Genomic DNA, 25315 nt, shown 5'->3' with positions numbered 1-25315 from the left:
CCGCCGCAAACGACAACGCAATGTACGACCATATTCTGGTTCCCGTCGATGGGAGCGACGAAGCCACGGCAGCCGCACGACGTGGCCTCGCACTGGCAAAGGACTTCGACGCAACGGCTGAAGCGGTCTATGTCGTCGAGCAGCGCGCGCTCGCACTCACACGAACAGACCGCGAGAGCGCCCGTCTCCGGGAACACGGCGAGTCAGTCCTCGCGGAGATCGAGTCACTCGCCGCCGACATTGGTCAGTCCGTCACGACGGAACTGCTAGAAGGGAAACCAAGTGCGCGGATAGACGAATACGCTCGTGAAACCGACGCAGGACTCATTGTCCTTGGCCGACAGGGGATGACCGGTCTCGGGAAGCGACTACTCGGCGGCGTCACCGAGCAGGTCTTGCACCGAACTGCCGTGCCCGTGTTCGTCGTTTCGGCGGAGAAGCAGGCTGACAGGGACGAATTCGATTACTCGCGGCTACTCGTTACAACCGATGGGAGCGAGAACGCTGACACGGTGACACGACACGCCGCGGCGGTAGCAGACAGATACGACGCGCTAGTACACGTGCTCAATGTCGTTGATATCCAGGCCGCTGGCGGAGCGTTCAACGCTGGCGGGTTGAACGAGACGTTCATCGAACGACTGGAGGCGAATGGACGCGACGCCGTCGCAACAACCGCCGACGAACTTCGGACGGCGGCCCCGGACATCTCGGTTGAAACTGCCGTGGAACAGACGACCTCGCTTGACGGCGTTGCCGCCGGCATCCAAGAGTACGTCTCCGACAATGACATTGACTTCGTCGTGATGGCGTCACACGGCCGTTCGAACCTGAAACGCCAGTTGCTCGGCAGTGTTACGTCGCAACTGCTCCGAACCGTCGATGTCCCTGTGCTGGTGACGCCCCGTTCGAACTGAGGGGTGGACGAACCACCCGTTCTATGTAGTGTGGAAACGTAGTACAATGAGGTGCCGGACAATGCCAGAAACCTGCGGTATCTGTGGCGAGACGGTCCCTTTTGACGCTACCGTCCACGCGATGATTCACACGCACAGCGAGACGGGCGTCATCGACGCGTACGTCTGTCAGGACTGCTACGACGAGCAGCTCGGACCGATGTTCGAGCGGGTCGACACGCAGGAACAGTCACCCTGAAGACACCCTTCAACAGGGTGTTACGGACGGGTAGGCCCCTCCTACCCGGATTACTCGTTGCGACGGAACCGCTCCACGACGAACTCCCGGTCAAGTTTCGCGATGAACGTCCCGAGCTGTGGGCCTTCGGTGTCGTCGAACAGCAGCCGGTAGCCGGCCGAGAAGAACTCGCTGATGTCGATGTCGTTTCGCTTTGCCGTCTCGTAGATTTCCGACTGGATTGCCTCGCCGTCGTGGCCTTCGGCGATGAAATCGGCCAGTTCATCCAGTGCGGCCGCCGTTGCGTCGTCGAATGAGACCTCGGGTATCTCGGCGCGCTTGAGTTCGTAGTTGAATTCGTTGTTCGTCAGGCTGGCCCACTCTTGGGCTCGCTCGACGCGGGCAAGCGCCTGCTCGACGGCCCACTCCGGCGCATCGTCCGGGATATGGCCTTCTTTCCGGGCGATCTGCTCTCGGAGCGCCGGGTCGTCGGTCATCCCGAGCACGGCCGCAAATGTGTAGGGAATCCGTATCCGCTGTTCGCGTGGGTCGTCCACGACCATCGGATAGGCTCGCTCCGCAAGTTCGGCGTCGTCCTCGCTGGCCTCGATTTCTTCGAAATATCGCCGTTCGAACCGGTCGAACTCGTCGACGAGCTGGTCGATATTCTCGACGGAGAAGTCCCGCTGTTTCCGCGGGTCCTTCACAAAGAAGTACTTGAACACCTCCGGTTCGAGGATGTCCAGCACTTCGTCGACGGTGATGACGTTGCCGGAGGAAGAGGAGAGCGGTTCGCCGTCGAGGGTGAACCACTCGTACACCATCGGGACCGGCGGCTGGATGTCCAGCACGTTCTCAGCGACATCCTCACCTGATGGCCAGGAGCCCTCGGCGTGGTCCTTGCCGAAGGGCTCGAAGTCGACGCCCAGAATCTCCCACTGAGCGGGCCACTCGAACCGCCACGGGAGCTTTCCGTCCCGGAGCGTCGCCGTGCCTTCGTGGCCACAGCCATCGATGGTCTGGTCGCCGGCCTCGACGTCTTCACAGACGTATTCGACTTCGCCGGCGTCGAGGTCGACCGCGGTGACGCCCTCAGTAATCTTCCCACACTCGGCACACTGGGGCAGGAACGGGACGTAGTCGTCGTCGACCTTGTTCTGATACTCCGCGAGCACGTCACGGGCCCGGTCGGCGCGTTCGAGCACCCGGCGCGTGACTGCTTCGAACTCGCCGTCGGCGTACAGCTCGGTGTTCGAGACGAACTCCACGTCGACGCCGACCAGCTCGGCGCTTTTCTGCAGGAGCGCCGTGAAGTGAGCGCCGTAGGAATCACAGCAGCCGAATGGGTCCGGAATATCCGTGTACGGCTTCCCGAGGTTCCGCCCGAGTGCGCCGGCGTCGACTTCCCCGAGGCCGACGATGTTCCAGTCGAGGTCGGCGAGCTGGCGGGGGACCGCCCGCAGCCGGTCCTTGTCGTCGGCGGTGAACACCTGTCGAACCTCGTGACCGCGGTCCCGCAGGGCCTCGGCGACGTAGTAGCCCCGCATTATCTCGTTGAAGTGACCGATGTGGGGGACGCCAGACGGGGAGACGCCGCCCTTAATGACGATTGGTTCGTCGGGGTCTCGTGCCTCGATGGCGTCGGCGACGGAGTCGGCCCAGAACGCCCGGGAACCGCCGCGGCCGACCTCGTAGGGGTCTTCCGCCATCTATGCCTCCGGAAGGATTTCGGACCCGTCGAACTCGCCGTCTTCGACTGCGCGCACGACACGTTCGGGATCAGTGCCGTCGAGCACCATCGTCCGGATGCCGGACCGCTGGATGATTTTCGCGGCTAGCAGGTCGACCGGTGCGCTGCTGCCGGCGTCCATCTCGATGTCGGCGATCACGTCGACGAGTTCGTCCGCGCCGAGTTCGTCGAACCGCGTCGCGTCGTCGTCCTCGTTCGGGTCGGCGTTGTAGACGCCGGGAACCGATGTTGCGTACACGAGCAGGTCAGCGCCGACGTACTCCGCGAAGGCGGCCGCCACGGCGTCGGTGGTCTGTGCGGCGACGATGCCCCCAAGGACAGGGATATCCCCGCGACGGATGGCTTCCCGGCCCTCGTCGTAGCTTTCAGCGGGTGTCGGCGCGGCACGGTCGTCTAGAGCGGCGATCAGCAGTCGGCCGTTCAGCCGCGTGACGGCGATGCCGAGCTGGTCGAGTTCGATCTCGTTCGCGCCCAGATCCCGAGCGCTGCCGATGTAATCACGTGCTGTCGGGCCACCGCCGACAACGGTCCCGAGTGTATGTCCCTGTGCATCGAGTGACTGGATGGCGTCGGCGTAGTCGGCAACCCGGTCCGCGTCGAGGTCCGGGGCCAGTACGCTTCCGCCAATGGAGACGACGACTTTCATTAGCCCGCCGTAACCGCGATGCACTCTTAAGGGTTGTCAAGGCCACTGACTGCTGTCTCTCTAGTCCGCCCTTTCTGGTGCCCACAGTGACTGCTGTCGGTCGCGTACCGGTGGGAATGTCTGTATGACGTGTGCCCGACGTGCTGACGCACGTCTGACGGTTCTGACACTCTACCGGCGAAATATACCGTTTATCGGCCTTCCCAGAGGGTGATATCTCTCTTTCACAGACCGTTCAAAGCACCACGGAACTAGTGCCAATCCACTGACTAAGAAAGCTTTGTAAAACGTCTAAAGAAATCTGAAACGGTTATAAAAAATGCGTTTTAGCTCGATTTGTCCTGAAAGTGACCGAAGTGACCTGAAGGTTCCTTCCTTTATATACTCTCGGCGGGGTTACGAGAAAGTGAGGTGACAAAGATGAGCGCTACCGCAACGCCCTCCGGCGAGGAAGAGCCCTCCAAAGAAGAGCGACTGAAGTCGTTCCTCGCAGAGAAGGCCAGTGACGGCGAGATGTATTTCAAGAGCAAGTTCATCGCTGATGAAGTCGGTCTCTCCCCCAAAGAGATCGGTGCCCTGATGGTCAAGCTCAAGGACAGCGCGTCCGAGATTAATGTCGAAAAGTGGTCGTACACGAGCGCGACCACCTGGCGTATTGAGCCGGCGTAGGCGACTGGTCCCCGCGTACAGTTTTTGCACGGAGTACCTGCTAGCTGTGCGATCGTTCGCGGAGTATTTGTGCCCGCATCGTTTACGAGCAGTTGATGAGTGGCTCCGCCGCGGACCCGCCGTCGCCTGACCGATTGGCCGGCGTGTTCTCCGTCTCGTCAGTGCGGCGGACGGACGGAACTGTCCAGTATCTCGGCAACCCACTAGTGCCACCGGATGCCGTCGCTGAGCAACTCAGGCCGGTGTTCCGACAGCGGGGCTACGACGTTCGGCTCGAAGAACTTGGTCCCGAATCGGCTACTGGGACTACTGTGACGAGCAACGGTGGGACTACCGTTGTCGACGACCCGGGCGCCAATGACTCGATTGCTCCCGGTGGCGCGGTGAACACGCGCCCGGGCCAGTACGCACTGGTGGCGGAGCCTGTCGGTACGGACACCGGCGGCGTTCCGTGGCTCAACATCGGGATGTTGCTCGCGACTATCGCGTCGACCCTCTATGTCGGGGCGAGCGCCTGGTACTATATCCCGGTCGCTAAGAACCCACTTCGCGTGTTCGAAGCTTGGCCGTTCATGGTCGCGATGCTCGGTGTGCTCGGTATCCACGAACTGGGTCACTACGCCGCGGCCCGCTACCACGGCGTCGACGTGACGCTCCCGTATTTCATCCCGTTCCCGTCGTATCTCGGCACGATGGGAGCGGTCATCAACATCCGTGGGCGCATCCCCGACCGGACGGCGCTGTTCGATATCGGCGTGGCCGGCCCGCTTGCCGGCCTCGTTGCGACAACAATCGTCACGGTCATCGGCCTCTCGATAGACCCGATTACCGTCCCGGAACGCGTGGCGAACAGCGACACCGGCGTCATCATCACGTTCAACTATCCGCTTCTGTTCCAAGCGCTGGAAGCCCTAGTCAACGCGCTGGGGCTCGGAACCGAGGTCGGCCCCGGCGAGTCAGTCCACCCCATCGTGTTCGCCGGCTGGGCCGGGATGTTCTTCACGTTCCTGAATCTGCTTCCGGTGGGGCAACTTGACGGCGGTCACATCGTGCGGTCCATCGTCGGACGTCGTCAGGAAACCATCGCCGCCGCGGTGCCTGGCGCGTTGTTCGCACTCGCCGGCTACCTGTACTTTACCCGCGACCCCCCGCCGGTCGGCTTCGGCGTCTGGGGCCTGTGGGTGTTCTGGGGTCTGTTCGCCACCGGGCTCGCGTACGCCGGTCCGGCCCGCCCGACCGTGGATACGACGCTCGACCGGCGGCGAGCGCTGCTTGGCCTGTTTACATTCCTGCTGGGAATCGCCTGTTTCACGCCGGTTCCGTTCGAGATCAGCGCGGTCTAACTGTCAGGCGGTGTCGCTGTGGCTGTTCTCAGTGTGAGTACCCTTGGTCCGGAAGCGGCTCGCCATTGAGCGTCACGCCGTCCTCGGTGACCGTTCCGACCCGGTGGAGCGGGCACGGCGTGGCCTCTCTGGCTTCGAGCACGTCGGATTCAGGCAGCGTACACACCAGCTCAAAGTCCTCACCGAAGAACACACCCAGATCTCTGCGCTCCTGCTCCGTCTCCGCGAACGTGTCGACCTGCGGGTCTATCGGCAGTGGCGCTTCGATAGCGAAGCCACAGCCGCTGGCCTCGGCCAGCTGGTGCAGCGAGCGGGCCAGCCCGTCGCTCGAATCCATCATCGCTGTCGCGTGCGGTCGGAGCGCGACGCCCGCACGGACGCGAGGCTCGAACTGGAATAGCTCGTTCGCCCGGTCGGTATCGCCACGGTCGAACAGTTTGAGGGCGGCGGCTGACCGGCCGAGCGTTCCGGTGACACAGACCGCGTCGCCGGGCGAAGCGCCCGAGCGACGAACCGGCTCAGCTGCGGAGCCGATGGCCGTCGTCGCGACGGTGAACTCGTCGTGGCTATCCAGGTCGCCGCCGACGTACTCCGCGCCGACCGCGTGACACACGTCCTGTGCGCCGTCGACGAACGCCGCGAGTTCGTCCGCGTCGAACGACGGCGCGCCGTACGCGGCCACCGCCGCCGTTGCCTCGGCCCCCATCGCCGCAACGTCCGACAGCGAGGCGGCGACGGCCCGCCAGCCCGCCGTGTAGCGGCTCGTCCCTGCCGGGAAGTCCGTCCGCTCGTGGAGCATATCGGTCGTGATGACTTGCCCGTCCACGACGGCGCAGTCGTCGCCCGCGTCGGGAAGTCGGTCGGCGAGGTCAGCGAGTGCGGCCCGCTCGTCCATACCCCGTCGTCGGGTTCCCGGGGCAAAACCCCCGTGGATATCCGCCGGCGAGACAGGGTCGGTGGGTTGAAATCGGAGACTGCCAATCCCATCCACATGGATGGGAACCGGGTGGCGACGGTCGTCGGGTTCGCGGCAGCGCTCGCCGTCCTCTCGGGGCTGGTGTGGCTTGTCGGCATCGGCGAGACGCTGGACGCGCTTACGACGGCGGACCCAGGGGCGCTTCTCGCCGTCGCAGGCATCGCCATACTGTGGCTCGTCTCGTGGGGGCTAGCGCTGTGGACGGTTCTTCAGGCGCTTGGCGCGCCAGTGGCGCCACGCACCGCCGTCCTCGTGTTCGTCGCCGCCGTGTTCTCGAACAACGTCACGCCCTTCGGGCAAGCCGGTGGCGAGCCAGTGAGCGCGTTGCTCATTTCGACGGCTGCCGACACCGAGTACGAGACCGGGCTGGCGGCCATCGCCACCGTCGACACGGTCCATTTCCTGCCGTCAGTCGGGTACGCCATCGTCGGCTTCACCTTCGTCGCAGCCGGTGCGGTCCAGTTGACCCGGAACCTGGCGTTTGCCGCCGGTGCTGTCGCGGTGCTCGCGGTCGGCATCCCCACTGCTGCTGTCCTTGGCTGGCGACACCGAGACCGGGTTCAGGCGCTGGTCATTCGCGGTGTCTCACCGGCTCTGACCGCGCTGTCGAACGTCGTGCCCCGATGGTCACCGCCGTCCGCAGAAAACATCGAGGCACGAATCGAGGGGTTCTTTTCCGCCATCGAGCGCATCGCGACCGACCGGCGGACGGTCCTCCAGACCTTTGGGCTCTCAGCGTTTGGCTGGGTCTGCCTGTCGGCGTCGCTGTGGACGTCGCTGTACGCCGTTGGGGCACCAGTCCCGGTCGAGGTCGTCCTGCTTGTCGTCCCTGTCGGGAGCATCGCCAGCGTCGTACCGCTTCCCGGCGGGTCCGGGGCTATTGAGACGGTGCTCGTGACGCTGCTGGTCTCGACAGCCCCGGTTTCGGCCGCCCTCGCCACCTCTGCGGTGCTGATCCACCGCGTTGGGAGCTACCTGCTGCCGACTGTTATCGGCGGCGGTGTCGCCGCTGCACTCGGCGTCGACCGGGCCGCGTCGCCAGAGGAGTGACCCTCGCGACTCCTGATGGGAGTGGGAGCATTGCTGCCCTGTGGGCGAGTGAACGGTTCACGCCCGCCGACTGCGAACGACGCGTTTAAATGACGGCGACGGAAAGAAATCTGCAATGGCTACACTCTACGACGTTCCCCCCGAGGAACTCATCGAGGCACTCACGGAGACGCTCGCAGACGAAGACGACATCGAAGCGCCGGACTGGGCCGAGTTCACCAAGACCGGTGTCGACCGCGAACTCCCACCTGAGCAGGAGGACTTCTGGACGCGACGGGCCGCCAGCCTCCTCCGAAAGGTCGCCGTCGACGGTCCTGTCGGCGTTAACGCCCTCCGCTCCGAGTACGGTACATCGAAGCAGGGGACGACCCGCTACCGCGTCCGCCCCCACCAGAAGACCAAGGGCTCGGGCAACATCATCCGGACGGCGCTCCAGCAGCTCGAAGACGCCGGCTACGTCGAGACCAGCGAAAACGACGGCCGCCGTGTCACGGGTGACGGTCGCAGCCTCCTTGATGACACCGCAGGCGACCTCCTGACGGAACTCGACCGTCCGGAACTCGAACGCTACGCGTAACTGACGCCTTTATCGCTGCTTTTCTCGTTCCGTAGCCCCTGCTCCGAAATCGTTTTCCGACCGACTCCAGTACGTTGATACAACTATGAGTGGCGACCCCAGCGAGGAAGAACTTGAAGAGCTCCGAAAAAAGAAGATGGAGCAGCTCAAGGAACAGCAGGGCGGCGAGGGCGAGGGCCAGGAGGCCGCGCAACAACAGGCTGAGGCCCAGAAACAGGCCGTCCTCAAACAGAACCTTACTGACGGCGCACGCAAGCGGCTCAACACGGTCAAGATGTCGAAACCGCAGGTTGGCGAACAGATCGAACAGCAAGTCGTCGCGCTGGCACGTAGCGGTCGCGTGCAGGGCCAGATCGACGAGGACCAGATGAAAGAACTCCTCTCGGAGCTGACGCCCGACTCCAAGAGCTTCGATATCAAGCGCCGGTAGATGCACTGTGCTCTGTTGTACAGCGGCGGAAAAGACTCGACGCTGGCGGCGCTTTTGCTTGACCCCTTTTATCACGTGACGCTCGTCAGCGGCTCTTTCGGCGTCCGTGACACCGACCCTGCACAGGAGAGCGCAACAGCCGTCGGCTTCGATCACGTGACGGTCGATCTGGACCCGGACGTGGCCCACGACGCCGTCAAGCAGATGTTCGATGACGGCTACCCGCGAAACGGCATCCAGCGGGTCCACGAGCACGCCGTCGAAACCGTCGCCCGCGCCGACTGGGTCGCCGATGCCGACGGTCTCGATACACTCGACGCCGTGGCTGACGGCACCCGCCGCGACGACCGGGTGCCGACGGTGGACCGCCCGCTCGCCCAGAGTATCGAGGACCGTTTCGACGTGGACTACCTCGCGCCGCTTGCGGGCATCGGTCGCGGTGCTATCGACGCGATGGCCGCCGACCGCCTCGTCGTCGAGAGCGGCCCTAGCGCCGAGATTCCGAAGGCCGACTACGAGGTCGAACTCCGCGCACTCCTGCGGAAGCGCTACGGCGAGGGTGCCGTGGCTGACGTGTTCCCCGAGCACACGCAGTCCCGCGTCCAGGGCCTGCGATAGCCGCTGGCGGTTCGAGTCTGCGGTGTGCCCGTCAAACTAAGCAATATCCCGGGTGGTGTCCACGCTGATGCGGTCAGTGAGGTCGAGGCATATCGGTTCAGTGAGCGCGCGGCCCCCGCGGAACTTCGGGATAAAGAGCCTGTTTTCGATGGCGTCGTCGCGTCGCTTCGTTTCGAGGTCGAGCACGACGTCGCTCGTGTACTCCGTTCGGTGTCGTTGCGACGGCGTCCTGTCGTGTTTGAGCGCGTACAGGACCGCGGCGCTGTCTGTCTGTGTGAGTCTGGCCTGCAGCGTTTCAAGGAAGGCCCGAAACTCTCCCGTGTCCGCGCGCTCAAGCGGTTCGACCGGGTCGACGACGAGGAGCGACCCTTCGGTGAGTCCCTCGACGTGGGCGAGCGCATCGCTGACCGGGGCCTCCCGGTCCAGTTGGCTGACTGCGAGATCGTCGTAAGACCCTCGCTGTGACCGCAGCGCCGACGTGACCGTCGTGGGTGCCTGCTCGCCGGAGAGATACACCGTTTCCTGCCGGGCGACGAACTCGGAGAGGAACAGCTCCGCCTGGCTCGCCGGTTCGGCAAGCAGTGTGACGAGGCTTCCAGTCGGAATGCCGCCGTTGAGCTTCCGGTCTAGTGCTCGAATCCCCGTCTCGAATCGTTGTGTCACTGTCTCACCCCGCGATGTCCCCACCGATTCACTGCCCATCCCATACAGCCACACTCGGTGGAGCGTCTCTTTGTTGTCCGTTCTCTAATACGGGCCATTCACCGCATAGTCAGCCTCTAGCTCGCTTACCGACAGCGTCTGCTAGCCATGCCCGCCCGTCCTCACAGTTCATTGGCAGAGACAGTCGTGACAGACAGTTTAGCCACTCTCTACCGGGCGGTACCGGCCCATGGTTCGTGGGTCTGGTCAGCGTGAACGAACAGGTTCAAGCGCGCCCTTGCTGTAGACGCCGGTATGTACGACTCCGTCAAGGGCTTTCGCGATTTCTACCCCGAGGAGATGCAGGCCCGGCGGTGGGCCATGGATACGCTTGAAGACGTCGCACAGCGCTATGGCTTCCGAGAGATCGGCACCCCAGCGCTGGAGCCGACCGAGATGTACGTCGACAAGAGCGGCGAGGAGATCGTCGAGGAACTGTACAGCTTCGAGGACAAGGGCGGGCGGAAGGTCGCACTCACGCCGGAGCTAACGCCGACCGTTGCGCGGATGTTTGTCGCCAAGCAACAGGAACTCTCGAAGCCGATCAAGTGGGTATCGACGCGGCCGTTCTGGCGCTACGAGGAGCCCCAGCAAGGGCGGTTCCGGGAGTTCTACCAGACCAACGTCGACATCTTCGGGTCGGCGGAGCCGACGGCCGACGCCGAGATTCTGGCCGTTGCCGTGGATATGCTCACTGACCTCGGGCTGACGGGCGAGGACTTCGAAATCCGCGTCTCGCACCGAGATATCCTCTCGGGCGTACTCGAGTCGTTCGAGGCGGACGTGGACGTGCCCGAGGCCATTCGCGCGGTCGACAAGCGAGCGAAGGTCGACCACGACGAGTACCTTGACGCGCTCGCCGAAGCGGGACTCAGCTATGGACAGGCCGACACGTTCGACGAGATGCTACAGATCGACGCCGAGGAAATCGAAACGCTCGGGGACCTCACCGGGTCCGAGGATGTCCGTACGGCGACCGACAATCTTCAGGCAGTGCTCGACGCAGCCGAGGACTTCGGCGTCCGCGAGCACCTCACCGTCTCGCTGACGACCGCGCGCGGGCTGGACTACTACACCGGCGTCGTCTTCGAGTGCTTCGACTCGACGGGCGAGGTGTCCCGCTCGGTGTTCGGTGGCGGCCGCTACGACGACCTCATCGAGGGCTTCGGCGGCCAGCCGACGCCGGCCGTCGGGTTCGCGCCCGGCCACGCCACGCTCCAACTCCTCTGTCAGCGCGCCGGCGTCTGGCCCGCCGAGGAACTGTCGACGGACTACTACGTCCTGCAGGTCGGCGACACGCGTCCGACCGCGGCCCGCATCGCTCGCGACCTGCGCGAGCGGGGTCACGTCGTCGAGAGCGACGTTGCCGACCGCTCCTTTGGCGCGCAGATGGGGTACGCAGACGGCATCAACGCCGAGACGGTCGTCATCGTCGGCGAGCAGGACCTGGAAAACGACGAAGTGACGCTCAAGGAGATGGAGGACGGCGAGCAGGTCAGCGTCCCGCTCTCGGCGTTCCCCGGCGACTACGACCGGCCGACGTTCGAGGACTTCGCGGAGTAACACGGCTGAGCGGCCGGCCCACGACAGCAGCTTTTTGCGACCAGCGTGTTGAGTGGTCGACATGACACTCCCCTCCATCGCTCTCCCGAGGTGGAAGCTCGTCGCGACCATCGCGATACTGTCGACGGGCCTTGCTATGCTCGCAGGTGCGGCCGGCCTTGGCGGGTCGATTGCACCGGTGTCGATCATCCTCGGCTGGTTCATTCTGGCCCCGCTCGTCGCCCTTCTGGGTTCGAAACTACCGATGATCGAGTCCCCAGAAGACGAGACAGCCCAGGATGAAACCGATGCACCCAACGCAACGGAACCGACGGTGGACCCGGTCGATCACCTCCGAGAGCGCTACGCCCGCGGTGAACTGACAGACAGCGAGTTCGAGCGGCGGCTGGACCGCCTACTGGAGACCGAATCGCTCTCAGCGACCAGCGAGGCAGAGAACACGACCGGTGAGGCCGACAGGGAAGTCAGCCTCGAAACCGAGTGAACTGGCGAGTCATCGCCCTCTGACCGTACCGCGGGTGCGTGTGCAGCCGAGGCACTTGCGGCCTCATTCCTTCGAGCTAACGACCTCGAGATCACTGTCGGTCAGGCGAACGTACAGAAGCGCGTCGTCCGGTCCCGGGTCGACCACGTCGTCGAGTTCGGGCGCACAGCCGGTCATTCCGAGGTCGTTGAAGCCACAGGCGTCACAGACCGCCGCGTCGACCAGCGGGTGGTACGTTTCGTCCCGCTCTGTCGCCGGCAAGTAGCCCGCGTCCTCGATTGTCGAGCCACACTCCGCACAAATCAGTGTCTCCGGGTGTGAGGCGAGGTCCATACACAGTTTTTGTGTAGCCGCTATTTATCGCTGTGTGGAGCCGTCCGCTCAGAGCGCCCGCTGCATCTCCATTTCGACGCGCTCTTTGGCGATAGTCTCGAAGCCGACTGATTCGTACAGTGCCCGGGCGACGTGGTTCGTGTTCGAGACCGAAAGCCAGACGCGGTCGAGTCCATTCTCCTGCCCGTAGCCAAGCAGGACGCGGATGAGCTGTGAACCGATGCCGGCGTGCTGGTAGTCCGGGTGGACGAAAATTGCCAGCTCCGACGTGTCCTGGTATGGGACGAGGACGGAGTGGCCGACGGCTTGATCCTCGTGCCAGACAACGACGTTCAGGCCGTCCTCGACAAGATTCGGGAGCCAGTCGCGGATGTCCGCTTCGGTCCGGGGTGGGACGCCCTGTGACCGGGAGTCGGTCCCGAAGTCAGCATACATCTCCACCAGTGGGTCGATGTCGCCGTCATAGGCCTCGATTGTCACCGTCCGCCCGTCGTGGTCGGTGAACGTTTCGGGCGGGCGAGGGAAGTCGTGATCCGCCGCGGCGGCGTTGGACATACCCCCGTCTTTGTCCTCAGGACGCCTAAGTTCGTCTATCCTTCCCAGCGACTGAGATTCGGGTGAGACAAGTGGTTCGCAGTCGACAAATCGGTATGCGCGCCTATCGCGTGGCCTACGACGGCCAACCGTATCACGGGTTCCAGCGCCAGCCCGACGTCGACACCGTCGAGGGCCGACTGCGTTCAGCGCTCGTCCGCCTCGGTGTCTGTGAGCGTGGCGAGGGGCTGCCTGACCGGTACGCGGCCGCCGGCCGGACTGATGCCGGCGTCTCTGCGCGGACACAGACCGTCGCCTTCGACGCGCCAGCGTGGCTCTCACCGGCGGCGTTCAACGGTGAACTCCCAAACGACGTTCGCGTGTGGGCCAGCGCCGATGTTCCCGAGGACTTCCACGCAACCCACGACGCCGCCGAGCGCACCTACACCTACTACCTGTACGCGCCGGCGGATGCGGACCGACCCGAACACGAACCGGTCGACGACGAGCGGTGGGCCGACGCTGTCGACGCGCTCGCCGGGACACACGACTTCCACAATCTTACCACGGATGAGACCGGTACTGAGCGGACCGTCGCCATCGACTGGACCCGGGACGGTCAGTTCCTCGTCGTCCAGCTTACGGCCGGCGGGTTCTGCCGCCAGCTGGTTCGCCGACTCGTCTCGCTCGCGGCGGCCGTCGCGGACGGCTCGGCCCCGCCCTCGAAGGTCGACCGCATCCTCTCGCCGGAACCCGTTAGCGGCCCCGACGGGGTTCCACCGGCCCCGCCCGAACCGCTGGTGCTGACCGACGTCCGCTACCCGAACGTGCGCTTCACCCGGGACGAAGACGCCGCGGTTGACGCCCGAACGGTCTTTGCACACCGGCGAGCGACCGCCAGAACAACTGCACGGGTCGCCGACCACATCACCGACGGGCTGTAGCTCCCGAAACGAAGGCTTACTTCGGCCCCGTCCCAAGAGCGGGCTATGAGTTCGGTACCCGCACGGAGCGACATCGATGAGGCGTACAAGTGGGACCTCGACTCCCTCTACGCCACCGACGAAGACTGGGAAGCCGCCTACGAGGAGGCGGAGGAACTGATCGAGGACCTGTCCGCCTACGAGGGACGGGCCACCGAGGACGCTGCGACTCTGCTAGAGACACTGGAGACCTACGAGGACCTGATGCGGACCGTCTCGAACGTCGCCGCCTACGCCCGGATGCGACGGGACGAGGACACGACCGACGACACGTATCAGGCACTGACCGCCCGCTCACAGTCACTCTCGTCGGAGGCCAGTTCGGCGGCCTCGTTCCTCGACCCCGAACTGCAGGATCTGGAATACGACGACATCGAGGCGATGGTCGACGAGGAACCGGCGCTGGAGCCCTACGAGCACTACTTCGACGACGTGCTCCGGATGAAAGACCACACCCGCTCGGCCGAGGTCGAGAACCTCCTCGCCGAACTCGGCGAGGTCACCGGCGCGCCCGGCGAGGTGTACAACATGCTGGCCAACGCCGATATGACGTTCCCGACCGTCGAGGACCCCGATGGCGACCAGCAGCCGATCACGCTCAACAACTTCACGACGCTCCAGAAACACCCTGACCGCGACTTCCGCCAGCGCGTCTACGAGGCGTTCTACGACGAGTGGGAGACCGTCCGCAACGCCGTCGGCACGGCCTACAAGAACGCCGTCAAGACGGATGTGAAGATGGCCAACGCCCGCGACTATGACACCGCCCGCGAGGCAGCATTGGACGGCCCGAACGTCCCTGTTGAGGTGTACGACACGCTCGTCGACACCGTCCACGACAACCTCGATACGCTCCACCGCCACGCCGACCTCAAACGCCAGTCAATCGGGGCCGACGAACTCCGAATGTGGGACCTTTACACCCCACTCGTTCAGGAGGAATCGCCGGAAATCGAGTACGAACAGGCCTGTGAGTATGTCACCGAAGCTGTCGCACCACTGGGCGATGACTACCAGTCTCGGCTCGCCGACGGGCTAGACTCGCGGTGGGTCGACGTCTATGAGACCGAGCACAAGCAGTCCGGCGCGTACTCCGGCGGTACCTACGACTCCCAGCCGTTCATCCTGATGAACTATCAGGACGACGTGGAGTCGATGTACACGCTGGCGCATGAACTCGGCCACTCGATGCACTCGGAGTACACCAGCGAGGAGCAGCCCTTCGTCTACTCCGGCTACGAGATATTCGTCGCCGAGGTCGCGAGCACTGTCAACGAGACGCTGTTGACCCACCACCTGCTTGACACCGTCGAGGACGAACGCCTCCGCCGGCACATCCTCAACGAGTACCTCGAACGGTTCCGGTCGACGCTGTACCGCCAGACGATGTTCGCCGAGTTCGAGCACCGCACCCACGAGATGTCTGAGGCCGGTGAGCCGCTGACGCCCGACCGGCTTGACGACCTTTACCGGGAGCTGAAAGGCGACTACTACGAGCCGGCGGTGCTCGACGACCGCATCGCCCGCGAGTGGATGCGCATCCCGCACTTCTACCGGGCGTTCTACGTCTACCAGTACGCGACCGGCATCTCGGCGGCCGTCGCGCTTGTCGACGGCATCCTCGATGACGGCGAGCCCGCTGCCCAGCGGTATATCGACTTCCTCCGGAGCGGGTCGCGGCAGTACCCGCTGGAACTGCTGCGCGACGCCGGCGTCGACATGGCCAGTCCGGACCCGGTCGAGTCCGCGCTCTCGACGTACAGCGACTACCTCGATGAGTTCGCCGAGCTGCTGTAGGGCGGTCAGTAGCTATTCGGTGCCTGCCCGGCTAGTCGAGCCACCGGTCTAACTGAACGGTACAGCCCCGTCTCGACACGGATAACTGTTTCACCCCCTGTGACCCGAAGGCACTTTGTGTCTCAACCGTATAGTACCGACCATCCAAATGTCGCGCAGTCCCTCGCTTCCGGAACGACCACGGTTGGAACTTGATCCCGATATGACGCCTGACGAGCGTCTGGAGGCACTCCGGGAACATTTCAAAGAGATAGTACAGGTCAACGAACAGCTGACTGAGCAGCTCGACGCTGCCCGTGACCGGCAACACGACCTCACGGACGAGGTCGACCAGCTCGAACGGGAAAACGAGACGCTCAAAACCTCGTCGCTGTACATCGCGACAGCCGAGGAGCTGACCGACGACGGCGTCGTCGTCAAACAGCACGGCAACAATCAGGAAGTGCTGACGGAAGTCTCGCCGTCCATCCGTGACGGCCTTGAGGCCGGTGACCGCGTCGCCATCAACGACTCTTTCGGCGTCAAACAGATCCTCGATCCCGAAACCGACGCCCGCGCACAGGCGATGCAGGTCGATGGCTCGCCGGACGTTTCCTACTCGGACATCGGCGGCCTCGAAGAACAGATCCGTGAGGTCCGAGAGGCCGTCGAGGAACCGCTCGTCAACGCCGAACAGTTCCGTGAGGTCGGTATCGAACCGCCAAGCGGTGTCCTGCTACACGGCCCGCCCGGCACCGGGAAAACGATGCTGGCGAAGGCCGTCGCCAACGAGACCGACGCGACGTTCATCAAGATGGCCGGCTCCGAACTGGTCCGGAAGTTCATTGGTGAGGGCGCGCGACTGGTCCGAGACCTGTTCGAGCTTGCCGCCGAGCGCGAACCGGCTATCATCTTCATCGACGAGATCGACGCCATCGCAGCCAAGCGAACGGAGTCGAAGACCTCCGGCGACGCCGAGGTCCAGCGGACGATGATGCAACTGCTCTCGGAGATGGACGGCTTCGACGAGCGCGGGGAAATCCGTATCATCGCCGCGACGAACCGCTTCGATATGCTCGACCGGGCTATCCTCCGCCCTGGCCGCTTCGACCGCCTCATCGAAGTTCCGAACCCCGATGTCGAAGGCCGCGAGCGCATCCTCGAAATCCACACGCAGGAGATGAACCTCGACGACGACGTGGACTTGGGCGCGTTTGCCACCGAAACTGACGGCCTCTCCGGCGCGGAACTGGCCTCACTGGCGACCGAGGCTGGGATGTTCGCCATCCGCGACGGCCGAACAACGGTCCAGCAGGCCGACCTCCACGACGCCTTAGAGAAAATCGAAGCCGACGACGACGCCAGCAGCGTTCCGGTCGCGTTCGCCTGACGCTGGAGGAAAGCAGATTTTAGACAGGGACAGGATCACGGAACGGCCAGCAAATTGTCGATCACCGCGACGTTCGCCTGCTCGAACACCGCCCGCATCTCGTCGCTCAGCGACACGTCCGTTATGAACATGTCAATATCCTCGACAGTCGCGAACTCGCGGAAGCTCTGACTGTCCAGTTTGCTCCCGTCGGCCACCAGAATGACGTGTCGGCCGCCTTCACAGAGCAGTGTCTTGATGCGCGCTTCGTCTTCGTTCGAGACGGAGAGACCGCCATCGATCTGGACCGCATCGGTTTCGAGAAACACGATGTCGAAGTTCGTTTTCCGAAGGTATGACTCGGCGCTGGGACCGACGAGCGCGTCCGAGGTCTGGCGCAGTGAGTCGCCGACGACCTTGACCTCGCCACAAGTCTCGCGGAGTTCGAACGCGCTCTCCGGTGAGTTCGTTGCGGCAAGCAGCGACAACTGCTCCGGGATGGCTTTCGCTATTTCGCGCGCTGTCGGCCCCGTGTCGAAGAAGACGGCGTCGCCGTCGCTCAGTTCATCGACGGCGCGCTTAGCGATAGCCCGCTTGCCACTTGGGTTGTCAATACTATCGGCCGTACTGGACCCGTCTTTCTCCGACGCCGGAAGGGCACCGCCGTGAAACCGTTCGATAAGCCCGTCTTCTGCGAGTGACGAGAGGTCTCGTCGGATCGTCGCCTCGGAGACACCGAACTCTTCGGTGAGTTCTTCGACGGTGACCCGATCCGATCTGTTTACTTGTCGAACGATTTCTTTCCGTCGTTCATCAGGAATCATGTTCTAGTACAGCGGGCCCGGACTCTGCAGGTGAGGGTGGCCTCCGACTGATGTATGTGTTAGTTCGTATCATCTCTTTCAATAGAATCGGCCCTGCTCTCAGGGCCGGCGACACAGTCTAGTGATTTGCGAGATTGCTCGATGGCGTTTAGGGGTATATCATTCAGTATGTAGACGTTCATGAAAAACTCTCTCCCGGTACTAATCGGTGAAAACACCAAACAGCGTCGTGACGACTGTCCCGACACTGCTGACGATTGCGCCGCCGTAGACACCGGTCGCGTAATTGAAGACTGCGAGGCCTGCCAGCCCGAACGCAGTCCCGAACACGAGCATATCGGCGGGTGCCATCCTATCGGCGAGTTCCATAGCCATCGTCAGATCGTCGCCTGCTGTTCGATCTTCGCGTCGTACGTGAGCGATTCGCCCGTGGCGGGATCGAAATACTGGAGCGAGTCCCTGTCGAACCGGAGGTTCACCGCATCCCCCATCTCGACCGTCGTGTCGGGGTCAACCGCGGCCTTGATGCTCTGGCCGGTTTCGAGTTCGAGTTCGAGTACGGTCTTCTCGCCCTGCGGTTCGACGACCTCCACTGTTGCCGGGTGGACGTTCGCCGGGACGCCGTCCTGATTAAGCGCGATGTTCTCCGGGCGGATGCCCAGCGTCACGCGGTCTCCGAGATACGAGCTGAGCGCATCGGTGAACTCGTCGGGAACGTTGTGGATAGCGCCGCCGAGGTCCAGTTCGAACTTGCCGGCAGACGACTCTTCGAGCGTGCCTTCGAGGAAGTTCATGCTCGGTGAGCCGAGGAATCCGGCGACGAACATGTTCCGCGGGTTCGAGTACACGTGCGTCGGTTCGCCGACCTGCTGTATCTGCCCGTTGTCCATGACTGCGATCTGGTCGGCCAGGGTCATCGCCTCCACCTGATCGTGGGTGACGTAGACAGTCGTCGTCGAGAGTTCCTCGTGAAGTTTGTTCAGTTCGGCGCGCATCTGGACGCGGAGCTTCGCGTCTAAGTTCGACAGTGGCTCGTCCATCAGGAACACTGCCGGGTCACGGACGATTGCGCGGCCCAGCGCGACCCGCTGTTGCTGACCGCCGGATAGCTCCGACGGCCGCCGTTCCAGTAACTCTTCGATCTGTAGCAGCTCCGCTGTCTCTCGGACTCGTTCGGTGATGATCTCTTCGTCCGTGTCGTGTTGCTCCAGCCCGAACCGCATGTTGTCCCGCACCGTCTTGTGCGGATACAGCGCGTAGTTCTGGAACACCATCGCGATGTCCCGCTCGTATGCGCGAGCGTCGTTGACGACATTCTCGCCGATTCTGATTTCACCGTCGGTCGCCCGTTCGAGCCCCGCGATGAGGCGCAGAGTCGTGGTCTTCCCACACCCTGACGGGCCGACGAGGACAGTGAAACTTTCGTCGGGGATGTCCAGCGAGATGCCATCAACTGCCGTAACGTCGTCGAATTCCTTTACGAGGTCGGTGAGTTCTACGTGTGCCATAGTTAGTTACTCCTTGACTGCTCCTTGTGTGAGTCCGCTCACGATGTACTGCTGGAAGAACAGGCCGAACAGGATGCCGGGTAACGCGGCAATCATCCCGCCGGCTGCCAGATGCGCCCAGTCCACGAAGTCGTCAGCTACGAACAGTGAGACCGCGATCGGAAGCGTCTGGGCCTGTTCCGAGGATGTGAGAACGAGCGCGAAGACAAACTCGTTCCACGAGAAAATGAACGCGAGGATAGCAGTGGCCGCGATGCCCGGCTTCGCCATCGGCAGGATTATTTTGACAAACGCTTCCCAACGGGAACAACCGTCGATTCGGGCCTGCTCGTCCAATGATTCGGGAATACCGTCGAAGTAGTTCTTCATTATCCAGACGGCAAACGGGAGGTTGAAGAACGTGTACGTGAGGATGAGCGCGAGCCGCGTGTCGTACAGGCTCCCGGTGAGTCCGCCGATGAGCGGCGGGTTCGACATGATCTGGAAGAACGGGACGATCAGCGCGATGGGTGGAATCATCCGCGCGCCGACGATCGACAGCAGCAGCGACTTGTTCCCCAGGAAGTCATATCGGGAGAAACTGTAGCCGGTGACCGTTCCCAGAGTGATACAGATGAGCGTCGTCGTCGTCGCGACGATCATGCTGTTGATTGTATAGTTGTCGAACGGTCGGTTCGTGAAGATATCCACGTAGTTCTGTGCCGTCGGGCTCTGTGGGAGGAAGGTGATCGGCAGCGACAGCACTTCGCTTGATGGCTTGATGCTCGTAATGAAGATGTAGTAGATCGGGAACCAGATGATCAGGACGTATACGGCGAGCAGTCCGTAAGCCAGCAGTCGCTCGCGGGCAACGGACGGCCACTCGTTCTGTGTCTCCAGTCCCAGCGACCGACGTAGTCGGTTGAGTGGTGATTTCTTCGTGCTCATGCTTCGTAGGGTGATTCGCCGAATATCTTGTACAGACTGGCCACGATGGCGAAGGTCACGGCCAGTAGGACGACCCCAAGTGCAGCGCCGGTCCCGGGTTCGTTGAATACCTGTGCGGTCCGGTACAGCCAGGAGGCCCATACCTCAGTCGCCTTCCCAGGGCCGCCCTGTGTCATCACCCAGACCAGATCCAGCGCCCGGATGTCGAAGATGATACGGATAGTCAGCGCGACCAGTATCGATGGTTTCAGGAACGGATACGTGACGTTCCAGAACCGGGACCACCGACTCGCGCCATCGACTTCGGCGGCGTCGTACAGCTGCTCGGGGACGTTCTGCAGGCCTGCGAGCAGGATGATGATGATGAAGGGGGTGAACACCCAGACGTCGGCGATGATAAGCGCCATCATGGCGAGTGCGCCATCCGAGAGGAACGGGATGTTGCCGGAGATGACACCGAGTCGCTGGAGCGCGCCGTTGATCGCGCCGAAGTCGGACTGGAACATCCAGCGCCACATCAGCCCGCTCATCACGTAGGGAAGAATCCACGGAACGATGACCGCCGTCCGGAACCAGCCCCGCCCTTTCAGGTCCTTATCGAGCAACAGCGCGATGCCAAGGCCGAGCAGGAACGAGATAGAGACGCTGAAACCGACGTAGATGACTGTATTGGTGGTAATCGAAACGAAACTGGGACTGAACACGCCGAGGGCGGCTTCGCCCCCTTCCCGCGCGAAAATCAGCCGCCGGAAGTTCCGGAGGCCGACGAACTCCATCTCGTTCGTTATCGGGTTCCGGAACTGGAAGCTGCTGAGAAACAGTTTTGCGGTCGGATAAACGATTATTGCGGCGATCCACAGCAGCGTCGGCCCAACGGTTAACGGGACGAACAGCTTGTCGAGTTTGCGACGCAGTGGGCTCTTTTCGATTGACATAATATATAGATCCTGACCCGCGTCACTCAGAGCAGGCCGATGTCCTGGTAGAGACGCTCGATGTTGCTGTAGGCGTCGTTGAGTGCCGCTTCGGGGTCTTTGTTACCCAGCAGTGCCGGCGTGAGCTGCTCGTTCAGGTAGTCGTCGACCTGTGGCTGTGCCATGTACGTCTCGCTCTGTGCGTTTTCGAGGTTGAACCGCATGTCTTCGAGCAGCCAGGACGGGTACTCGCTTTGTACCTCGTCGTCTTCGTACACCTCCGGAACGACAGCTGGGTTCCCTTCGACGAGCATGTTGTTCTTGGACGACTCGCGTGTCGTCATGAAGCGGGCGAACTCCTTGGCTGCGTCCTTCCGCTCGGAGAACGCAGAGACGCTGATGCCGTTCGTGTCCTGGAACGTTGCACGGCTTTCCGGCCCCTTCGGTGGCTTGGCGCTGCCGATGCGGTTCTCGTCCCATTCGTCAATTGCGCGGGCTCCAAGCGGCGTCCAGGATTCGACGGTCGCGTACTGGCCGGCGATGAAGTTGTCACCGACGCCACCCTCGCCGAGACTGGACATCCCGTCAGGCATGATGCCGCGCTCACGGAGCCCATTGAAGAACTCCAGTACCTCTTTGCCTTCCTCGACAAACACCGGCTCGTAGCTGTCGTTGAATAGCTGGCCGCCGGCTTGGTAGAGGAACTGCTTGAAACTGAATACGGACTTGCCGGCCCAGGTGAACGCGAACCCGGATTTGTCGCCCTGTGATAGCTGTTCGCCCTGACTCAGGACCTCATCCCACGTGTCCGGCGGCGCGTCGAAGCCCTGGTCGTTCAGGTACTGCTGGTCGTAGAGGTAGCTCCCCCACTTCCCGAATTCGGGAGCCATGTAGGTCTGGCCGTCGAATTGGACGAGGTCGTTCAGCGAGTCGGGGAACTTGCTCATGTGGTCGCTTCCGAGGCCGATCGGCTCGAGCCAGTCGGAACTGACGAAGTCAGCCAGCCACCAGGTCGGGCCGTTGAACGCGTCGACGGTGCTGTCCTGGTTCCGCCAAATCGTCGTCAGACTGGTCTTGAGGTTGCTCCACGGAACCTCGTTGACTTCCACGGAGATACCGGTCTCCTCCTCGAAGCGTTCAATGTTGGCTTCGGTTCCGGGGTCGAACTCCAGCGACCCGGCGTTGTAGAACACGATTTCCTCTGCCATCGTCTCCGACCCAGTGCCGGTTGTGGCACCGTCTGAACTCTCACCGTCGGAACTATCGCCACCGGAGCCGTCTTCGGTGCTCGAATCGGAGCCGCCACTGCAGCCAGCAAGCGCCGCTGCCCCGATGACACCGGCACTTTTGATGAACGTTCGACGAGTGCGGTTTGAACTCTCTTGCATACAATCGCTCACGAAACAGCCATAGATTATAAATTATGGGGGTTATTAAATATGAAGATAAATATCATAGTTTATAGCACAGGCCCTTCTATTGGCTCTTTAGCGTCTAAAATAGTATTTGAGGGCACAACTATCTTATAGTAATATTATTTATTAATTTGAAACTACTGTTTTGTGTGATTGATTTCGCTCACAAACCTGAATTGGGGCATAATTTGAACGAACCATTCACCGAATCGTGCAGACCTGGTAACCGTCTCGATCGGACTGCCGGCATTCGGTCCTGCATCGAGACTCCACAGGTCGCCTGTAACCCACATAACGCCGCGCGATTTAAGCTACCCCGCCCGGTATCGGTGCCCGTGACAGAGCGCGGACGGACACGGCGGGCATTTCTGGGGACGCTCGCAGCGACAACAGTCGGGTCGGTCGCGGGGTGTCAGTCACAGTTCAATCCGATTGCATCGACGGCGCTCGATGAACACGCCGCCACGCAGTTCCGACAGGGGCTCTTGAACCAGGGATATCAGGATACGTCCGTTCCGGACGCCATCGAGCGGGCCTGGGAACTGCCGGCGAACCGCGGGGACCACACCGCGGCGAAAGGGAGCCCTGCGCTGGCACCGACTGGCGACCTGATTCTGGCCGACGACACCGGCCGCGTGCGGGCCATCGCGCCGGACGGCGAGGTCCAGTGGGCAACAACAATTACACAGGCGACGCGAGGGAGCCACGGCACGCCGGCCATCGCCAACGATACCGTCTACATCGGGGCCTACGACGGCGCGCTGTCGGCACTGGACCTCGAAACCGGCCGGCGGCGCTGGCGGACGGACCTGGGCGATGCCATCGGCGCGAGTCCGACGTACTACAACGGGTCGCTGTACGTCGCTGTCGAGCACGCGGCTCCGAGCGGGAGCGTTGTCGCTGTCAACGCCGCGACCGGCGACGTGCAGTGGCGCGACAGCCGACCGACCGACCACCCCCACTCGACGGTGGCACTGGACCGCGAGCACGGCCGCCTGCTGTTTGGCTCGAACGACGGCTACTGCTACGCGTGGTCGTTTCCGGGTCTCGAACAGGTCTGGCGCTACGACACTGGCGGCGACGTGAAAGCCCCCATCGCCGTTGCTGATGGGACCGCCATCGTGCCGTCGTGGGCTGAGACAGTCACTGCCGTCGACGTGACCGACGGTTCGGAACGGTGGACCTTCGAAGCCGACGCCGACGTGATGTGTGCGCCAGCGGTCCACGACGGCTCCGTCTACGTCGGCAGCCACGACGACCGGGTGTACGCACTCGACCTCGAAAGCGGCGAGGAGCAGTGGCGGTACGACACCGGCGGATGGATTATCGGGAGCGTCGTCGCCACCCGGGACCACGTACTCGTCGGGTCCTACAACGGGCGGCTGTACGCACTGGAGCGAGACTCGGGTGCGGTGGCCTGGACCATTGAGAACCGCGGCCACGTGACGAGTGCGCCGCTGGTGACCGCTGATGGCATCTACTACACAGAACGCGCTGTCGACGGCGACCCCGACCGCCCGGGGATGTGCTACGGACTCGTTCCGGCATAACGAAGCGAAACCCCTTACACCACGGACCGTCGACTCTCGCCTATGAGTACCATTCGGGTCGTATGGGGGACTGCGACCGGCCCGACCGCGCTGGCCGCATACGACGCGGCACTCGCCGAGGCGGGCGTCCACAACTACAACCTCATCTCGCTCTCGTCGGTCATTCCTGCCGAACCGACTATCGAGGTGACTGAGACAGCGCCGGATCTGGGGCCGCCCGGCGAAGCGCTAGAGGTCGTCCAGTCCTCGGCGACCGTCGCACCGGGTGAACGCGGCGCGGCGGGCATCGGCTGGGCCCGTAGCGAGGACGGGCCGGGTATCTTCTACGAGGTCGACGGCACCAGCGAGGATGCGGTCCGGATGGAAATCCGTGAGGGGCTGGCCGCTGGTCGGGACCTCCGGGACTGGGAGTTCGTCGAGGAGAACGTCTACGTTGAATCGGCGTCCGACGACGCCGAGTACGCCAGTGCCGTCGTTCTCGCCACCTACGGCGAGAGCCACCCCGTCGTGTAGTGCGTGTGCCGACGGTGCCGGTCAGAACTGTGCTCGACACTGGGTTTTTAGTGCTCCCCCCCATAGAGACAGAGAACGTTCATGTACGGTAATACGTCGTTTGGTGGGGAGACGGAAGAAGTGACGCTGACCGCGGAACAGCGCGAGAACCTCCGCCGGGACCTCTCGAGCGTCGCCGCCCGGACCCGCGAACTCCTGCCCGGCGAGTTCGTCGTCGGCTCGGAAATCAGTAACAGCACGACGGGCCCACGGGCCACAATCGCAGTCCAGCCTCCGGTCGGGTCGGTCGTCAGCGCTGACTACACGCCGGAAGACCCGGAAAGCGCGAGCATCTCCGATGCCGAGCGCGACGACCTCGCGCAGGGCATCGCCGCCTCCGCCGCCCTGCAGGTCAAGCAAGTGATGGGCGACGACACGTCGCCGACAGCGCAGTAACAGTCGCTGCTCTCAGTTTTCTGCAGAACAGCCGTGGTGACGCGTAGTCGTTGCTATCAGTCGTGACCGCCGCTGGTGACCGGCGGGTCATAAAACAGCGCGTAGCCGATGGAGCCGGTCGCTGGGAGGCTGCCGGCACTCAGCGCCGTGACGAAGCTAAGCGAAGTAACCACGGCACCGAGCGACGCCAGTAGCATCGAGAGGGCGATGCTGGCAAGCACGAGGTCAGGCATCGACAGGGACCCAGGCATTCGTGTCTGTATGGAGACACTCCTCCTAATTAAATATTATT

The 25315-nt window shown here is 63.0% G+C and carries 29 protein-coding genes; 16 read left to right on the top strand and 13 right to left on the bottom strand.

Annotated elements, in window-relative coordinates:
- Positions 1 to 20 precede the first annotated feature (20 nt).
- Together G9C82_RS07135 and G9C82_RS07130 are read left to right on the top strand one after the other, a co-directional pair.
- Positions 21 to 917: a universal stress protein gene (locus tag G9C82_RS07135; protein ID WP_127013715.1), complete on the top strand. Its 897-nt coding sequence runs from the start codon at positions 21 to 23 to the stop codon at positions 915 to 917.
- 61 nt (positions 918 to 978) lie between these two features.
- Entirely contained in the window at positions 979 to 1155 is a 177-nt protein-coding gene (locus G9C82_RS07130; RefSeq protein WP_007189212.1) for a hypothetical protein, read from the top strand.
- Between the two features lie 50 nt (positions 1156 to 1205).
- Here G9C82_RS07130 and lysS read toward each other — a convergent pair whose 3' ends face one another.
- The gene (lysS, locus tag G9C82_RS07125; RefSeq protein ID WP_007189211.1) at positions 1206 to 2843 is read right to left on the bottom strand and encodes a lysine--tRNA ligase; all 1638 of its coding nucleotides are present in this window, start codon (positions 2841 to 2843) and stop codon (positions 1206 to 1208) included.
- Entirely contained in the window at positions 2844 to 3530 is a 687-nt protein-coding gene (gene pyrH, locus G9C82_RS07120) for a UMP kinase (protein ID WP_011224653.1), read from the bottom strand.
- Positions 3531 to 3950: 420 nt separating this feature from the next.
- Here pyrH and G9C82_RS07115 point away from each other — a divergent pair, with 420 nt between their 5' ends.
- Entirely contained in the window at positions 3951 to 4199 is a 249-nt protein-coding gene (locus tag G9C82_RS07115) for a hypothetical protein (protein WP_004518404.1), read from the top strand.
- 95 nt (positions 4200 to 4294) lie between these two features.
- A complete protein-coding gene (locus tag G9C82_RS07110; RefSeq protein ID WP_127013714.1) occupies positions 4295 to 5542 on the top strand; it encodes a site-2 protease family protein in 1248 nt (415 codons plus the stop codon).
- A gap of 28 nt (positions 5543 to 5570) precedes the next feature.
- Here the strand turns inward: G9C82_RS07110 and thiL are convergent, their stop codons facing one another.
- A complete protein-coding gene (gene thiL, locus G9C82_RS07105) occupies positions 5571 to 6437 on the bottom strand; it encodes a thiamine-phosphate kinase (protein WP_127013713.1) in 867 nt (288 codons plus the stop codon).
- A gap of 96 nt (positions 6438 to 6533) precedes the next feature.
- Between thiL and G9C82_RS07100 the strand changes: the two genes are divergently transcribed.
- The 4 genes from G9C82_RS07100 to G9C82_RS07085 all read left to right on the top strand — a co-directional run bounded on the left by G9C82_RS07100 (position 6534) and on the right by G9C82_RS07085 (position 9193).
- Positions 6534 to 7568, top strand: a complete 1035-nt coding sequence (locus G9C82_RS07100; RefSeq protein ID WP_127013712.1) for a lysylphosphatidylglycerol synthase transmembrane domain-containing protein — start codon at positions 6534 to 6536, stop codon at positions 7566 to 7568.
- A gap of 115 nt (positions 7569 to 7683) precedes the next feature.
- Positions 7684 to 8145, top strand: coding sequence for a 30S ribosomal protein S19e (locus G9C82_RS07095; RefSeq protein ID WP_004964492.1), 462 nt, complete (start codon positions 7684 to 7686; stop codon positions 8143 to 8145).
- An 85-nt stretch (positions 8146 to 8230) separates the two neighbouring features.
- Positions 8231 to 8575 carry a DNA-binding protein gene (locus tag G9C82_RS07090; protein WP_004518409.1) on the top strand — a complete coding sequence of 115 codons (345 nt, stop codon included), beginning with the start codon at positions 8231 to 8233 and terminating at the stop codon, positions 8573 to 8575.
- A complete protein-coding gene (locus G9C82_RS07085; RefSeq protein ID WP_127013711.1) occupies positions 8576 to 9193 on the top strand; it encodes an alpha hydrolase in 618 nt (205 codons plus the stop codon).
- Positions 9194 to 9229: 36 nt separating this feature from the next.
- Here G9C82_RS07085 and G9C82_RS07080 read toward each other — a convergent pair whose 3' ends face one another.
- Positions 9230 to 9895: an RAD55 family ATPase gene (locus G9C82_RS07080; RefSeq protein ID WP_127013710.1), complete on the bottom strand. Its 666-nt coding sequence runs from the start codon at positions 9893 to 9895 to the stop codon at positions 9230 to 9232.
- 255 nt (positions 9896 to 10150) lie between these two features.
- Here G9C82_RS07080 and hisS point away from each other — a divergent pair, with 255 nt between their 5' ends.
- Complete coding sequence (gene hisS, locus G9C82_RS07075; RefSeq protein WP_007189206.1) at positions 10151 to 11458, top strand: histidine--tRNA ligase; 1308 nt, start codon at positions 10151 to 10153, stop codon at positions 11456 to 11458.
- 61 nt (positions 11459 to 11519) lie between these two features.
- Entirely contained in the window at positions 11520 to 11942 is a 423-nt protein-coding gene (locus tag G9C82_RS07070) for an SHOCT domain-containing protein (RefSeq protein ID WP_007189205.1), read from the top strand.
- A gap of 63 nt (positions 11943 to 12005) precedes the next feature.
- Here G9C82_RS07070 and G9C82_RS07065 read toward each other — a convergent pair whose 3' ends face one another.
- Positions 12006 to 12275 (bottom strand): hypothetical protein, encoded by a 270-nt coding sequence (locus tag G9C82_RS07065; RefSeq protein WP_007189204.1) that lies wholly within the window; start codon positions 12273 to 12275, stop codon positions 12006 to 12008.
- Positions 12276 to 12323: 48 nt separating this feature from the next.
- The gene (locus G9C82_RS07060; RefSeq protein ID WP_007189203.1) at positions 12324 to 12830 is read right to left on the bottom strand and encodes a GNAT family N-acetyltransferase; all 507 of its coding nucleotides are present in this window, start codon (positions 12828 to 12830) and stop codon (positions 12324 to 12326) included.
- 95 nt (positions 12831 to 12925) lie between these two features.
- Between G9C82_RS07060 and truA the strand changes: the two genes are divergently transcribed.
- The 3 genes from truA (at position 12926) to G9C82_RS07045 (ending at position 16958) form a co-directional block, all read left to right on the top strand.
- On the top strand, positions 12926 to 13753 hold the full coding sequence (gene truA / locus G9C82_RS07055) for a tRNA pseudouridine(38-40) synthase TruA (RefSeq protein ID WP_127013709.1): 828 nt from the start codon (positions 12926 to 12928) through the stop codon (positions 13751 to 13753).
- Between the two features lie 45 nt (positions 13754 to 13798).
- Positions 13799 to 15589 carry an oligoendopeptidase F gene (pepF, locus tag G9C82_RS07050; protein ID WP_127013708.1) on the top strand — a complete coding sequence of 597 codons (1791 nt, stop codon included), beginning with the start codon at positions 13799 to 13801 and terminating at the stop codon, positions 15587 to 15589.
- A gap of 148 nt (positions 15590 to 15737) precedes the next feature.
- Positions 15738 to 16958, top strand: a complete 1221-nt coding sequence (locus tag G9C82_RS07045) for a proteasome-activating nucleotidase (RefSeq protein WP_004964481.1) — start codon at positions 15738 to 15740, stop codon at positions 16956 to 16958.
- Between the two features lie 35 nt (positions 16959 to 16993).
- On the opposite strand, the gene glpR is transcribed toward G9C82_RS07045, so the two are convergent.
- From glpR to G9C82_RS07015, 6 genes are all read right to left on the bottom strand, one after another.
- The gene (gene glpR / locus G9C82_RS07040) at positions 16994 to 17761 is read right to left on the bottom strand and encodes an HTH-type transcriptional regulator GlpR (RefSeq protein ID WP_004964479.1); all 768 of its coding nucleotides are present in this window, start codon (positions 17759 to 17761) and stop codon (positions 16994 to 16996) included.
- Positions 17762 to 17962: 201 nt separating this feature from the next.
- On the bottom strand, positions 17963 to 18136 hold the full coding sequence (locus G9C82_RS07035) for a hypothetical protein (protein WP_004964478.1): 174 nt from the start codon (positions 18134 to 18136) through the stop codon (positions 17963 to 17965).
- Between the two features lie 2 nt (positions 18137 to 18138).
- The gene (locus G9C82_RS07030; protein ID WP_004964477.1) at positions 18139 to 19269 is read right to left on the bottom strand and encodes an ABC transporter ATP-binding protein; all 1131 of its coding nucleotides are present in this window, start codon (positions 19267 to 19269) and stop codon (positions 18139 to 18141) included.
- A 6-nt stretch (positions 19270 to 19275) separates the two neighbouring features.
- Positions 19276 to 20196 (bottom strand): carbohydrate ABC transporter permease, encoded by a 921-nt coding sequence (locus tag G9C82_RS07025; protein WP_004964475.1) that lies wholly within the window; start codon positions 20194 to 20196, stop codon positions 19276 to 19278.
- Positions 20193 to 21131, bottom strand: coding sequence for a carbohydrate ABC transporter permease (locus tag G9C82_RS07020; RefSeq protein WP_004964473.1), 939 nt, complete (start codon positions 21129 to 21131; stop codon positions 20193 to 20195). The genes G9C82_RS07025 and G9C82_RS07020 overlap by 4 nt, the downstream gene beginning before the upstream one ends.
- 26 nt (positions 21132 to 21157) lie before the next feature.
- Positions 21158 to 22498 carry a substrate-binding domain-containing protein gene (locus tag G9C82_RS07015; RefSeq protein ID WP_127013707.1) on the bottom strand — a complete coding sequence of 447 codons (1341 nt, stop codon included), beginning with the start codon at positions 22496 to 22498 and terminating at the stop codon, positions 21158 to 21160.
- A gap of 362 nt (positions 22499 to 22860) precedes the next feature.
- On the opposite strand from G9C82_RS07015, the gene G9C82_RS07010 reads away from it, so the two are divergent.
- The 3 genes from G9C82_RS07010 (at position 22861) to G9C82_RS07000 (ending at position 25023) form a co-directional block, all read left to right on the top strand.
- Positions 22861 to 24075, top strand: coding sequence for a PQQ-binding-like beta-propeller repeat protein (locus tag G9C82_RS07010; protein ID WP_127013706.1), 1215 nt, complete (start codon positions 22861 to 22863; stop codon positions 24073 to 24075).
- 42 nt (positions 24076 to 24117) lie between these two features.
- Positions 24118 to 24588: a pyruvoyl-dependent arginine decarboxylase gene (locus tag G9C82_RS07005; protein WP_011224666.1), complete on the top strand. Its 471-nt coding sequence runs from the start codon at positions 24118 to 24120 to the stop codon at positions 24586 to 24588.
- Positions 24589 to 24669: 81 nt separating this feature from the next.
- The gene (locus G9C82_RS07000) at positions 24670 to 25023 is read left to right on the top strand and encodes a DUF5811 family protein (protein WP_004593952.1); all 354 of its coding nucleotides are present in this window, start codon (positions 24670 to 24672) and stop codon (positions 25021 to 25023) included.
- 56 nt (positions 25024 to 25079) lie between these two features.
- Here G9C82_RS07000 and G9C82_RS06995 read toward each other — a convergent pair whose 3' ends face one another.
- Positions 25080 to 25274, bottom strand: coding sequence for a hypothetical protein (locus tag G9C82_RS06995; protein WP_007189199.1), 195 nt, complete (start codon positions 25272 to 25274; stop codon positions 25080 to 25082).
- Positions 25275 to 25315 lie beyond the last annotated feature (41 nt).

The organism is Haloarcula sp. R1-2, assembly GCF_011627385.1.
GTDB lineage: Archaea > Halobacteriota > Halobacteria > Halobacteriales > Haloarculaceae > Haloarcula > Haloarcula marismortui.
This window is presented reverse-complemented; position numbering and strand designations above follow the sequence as displayed.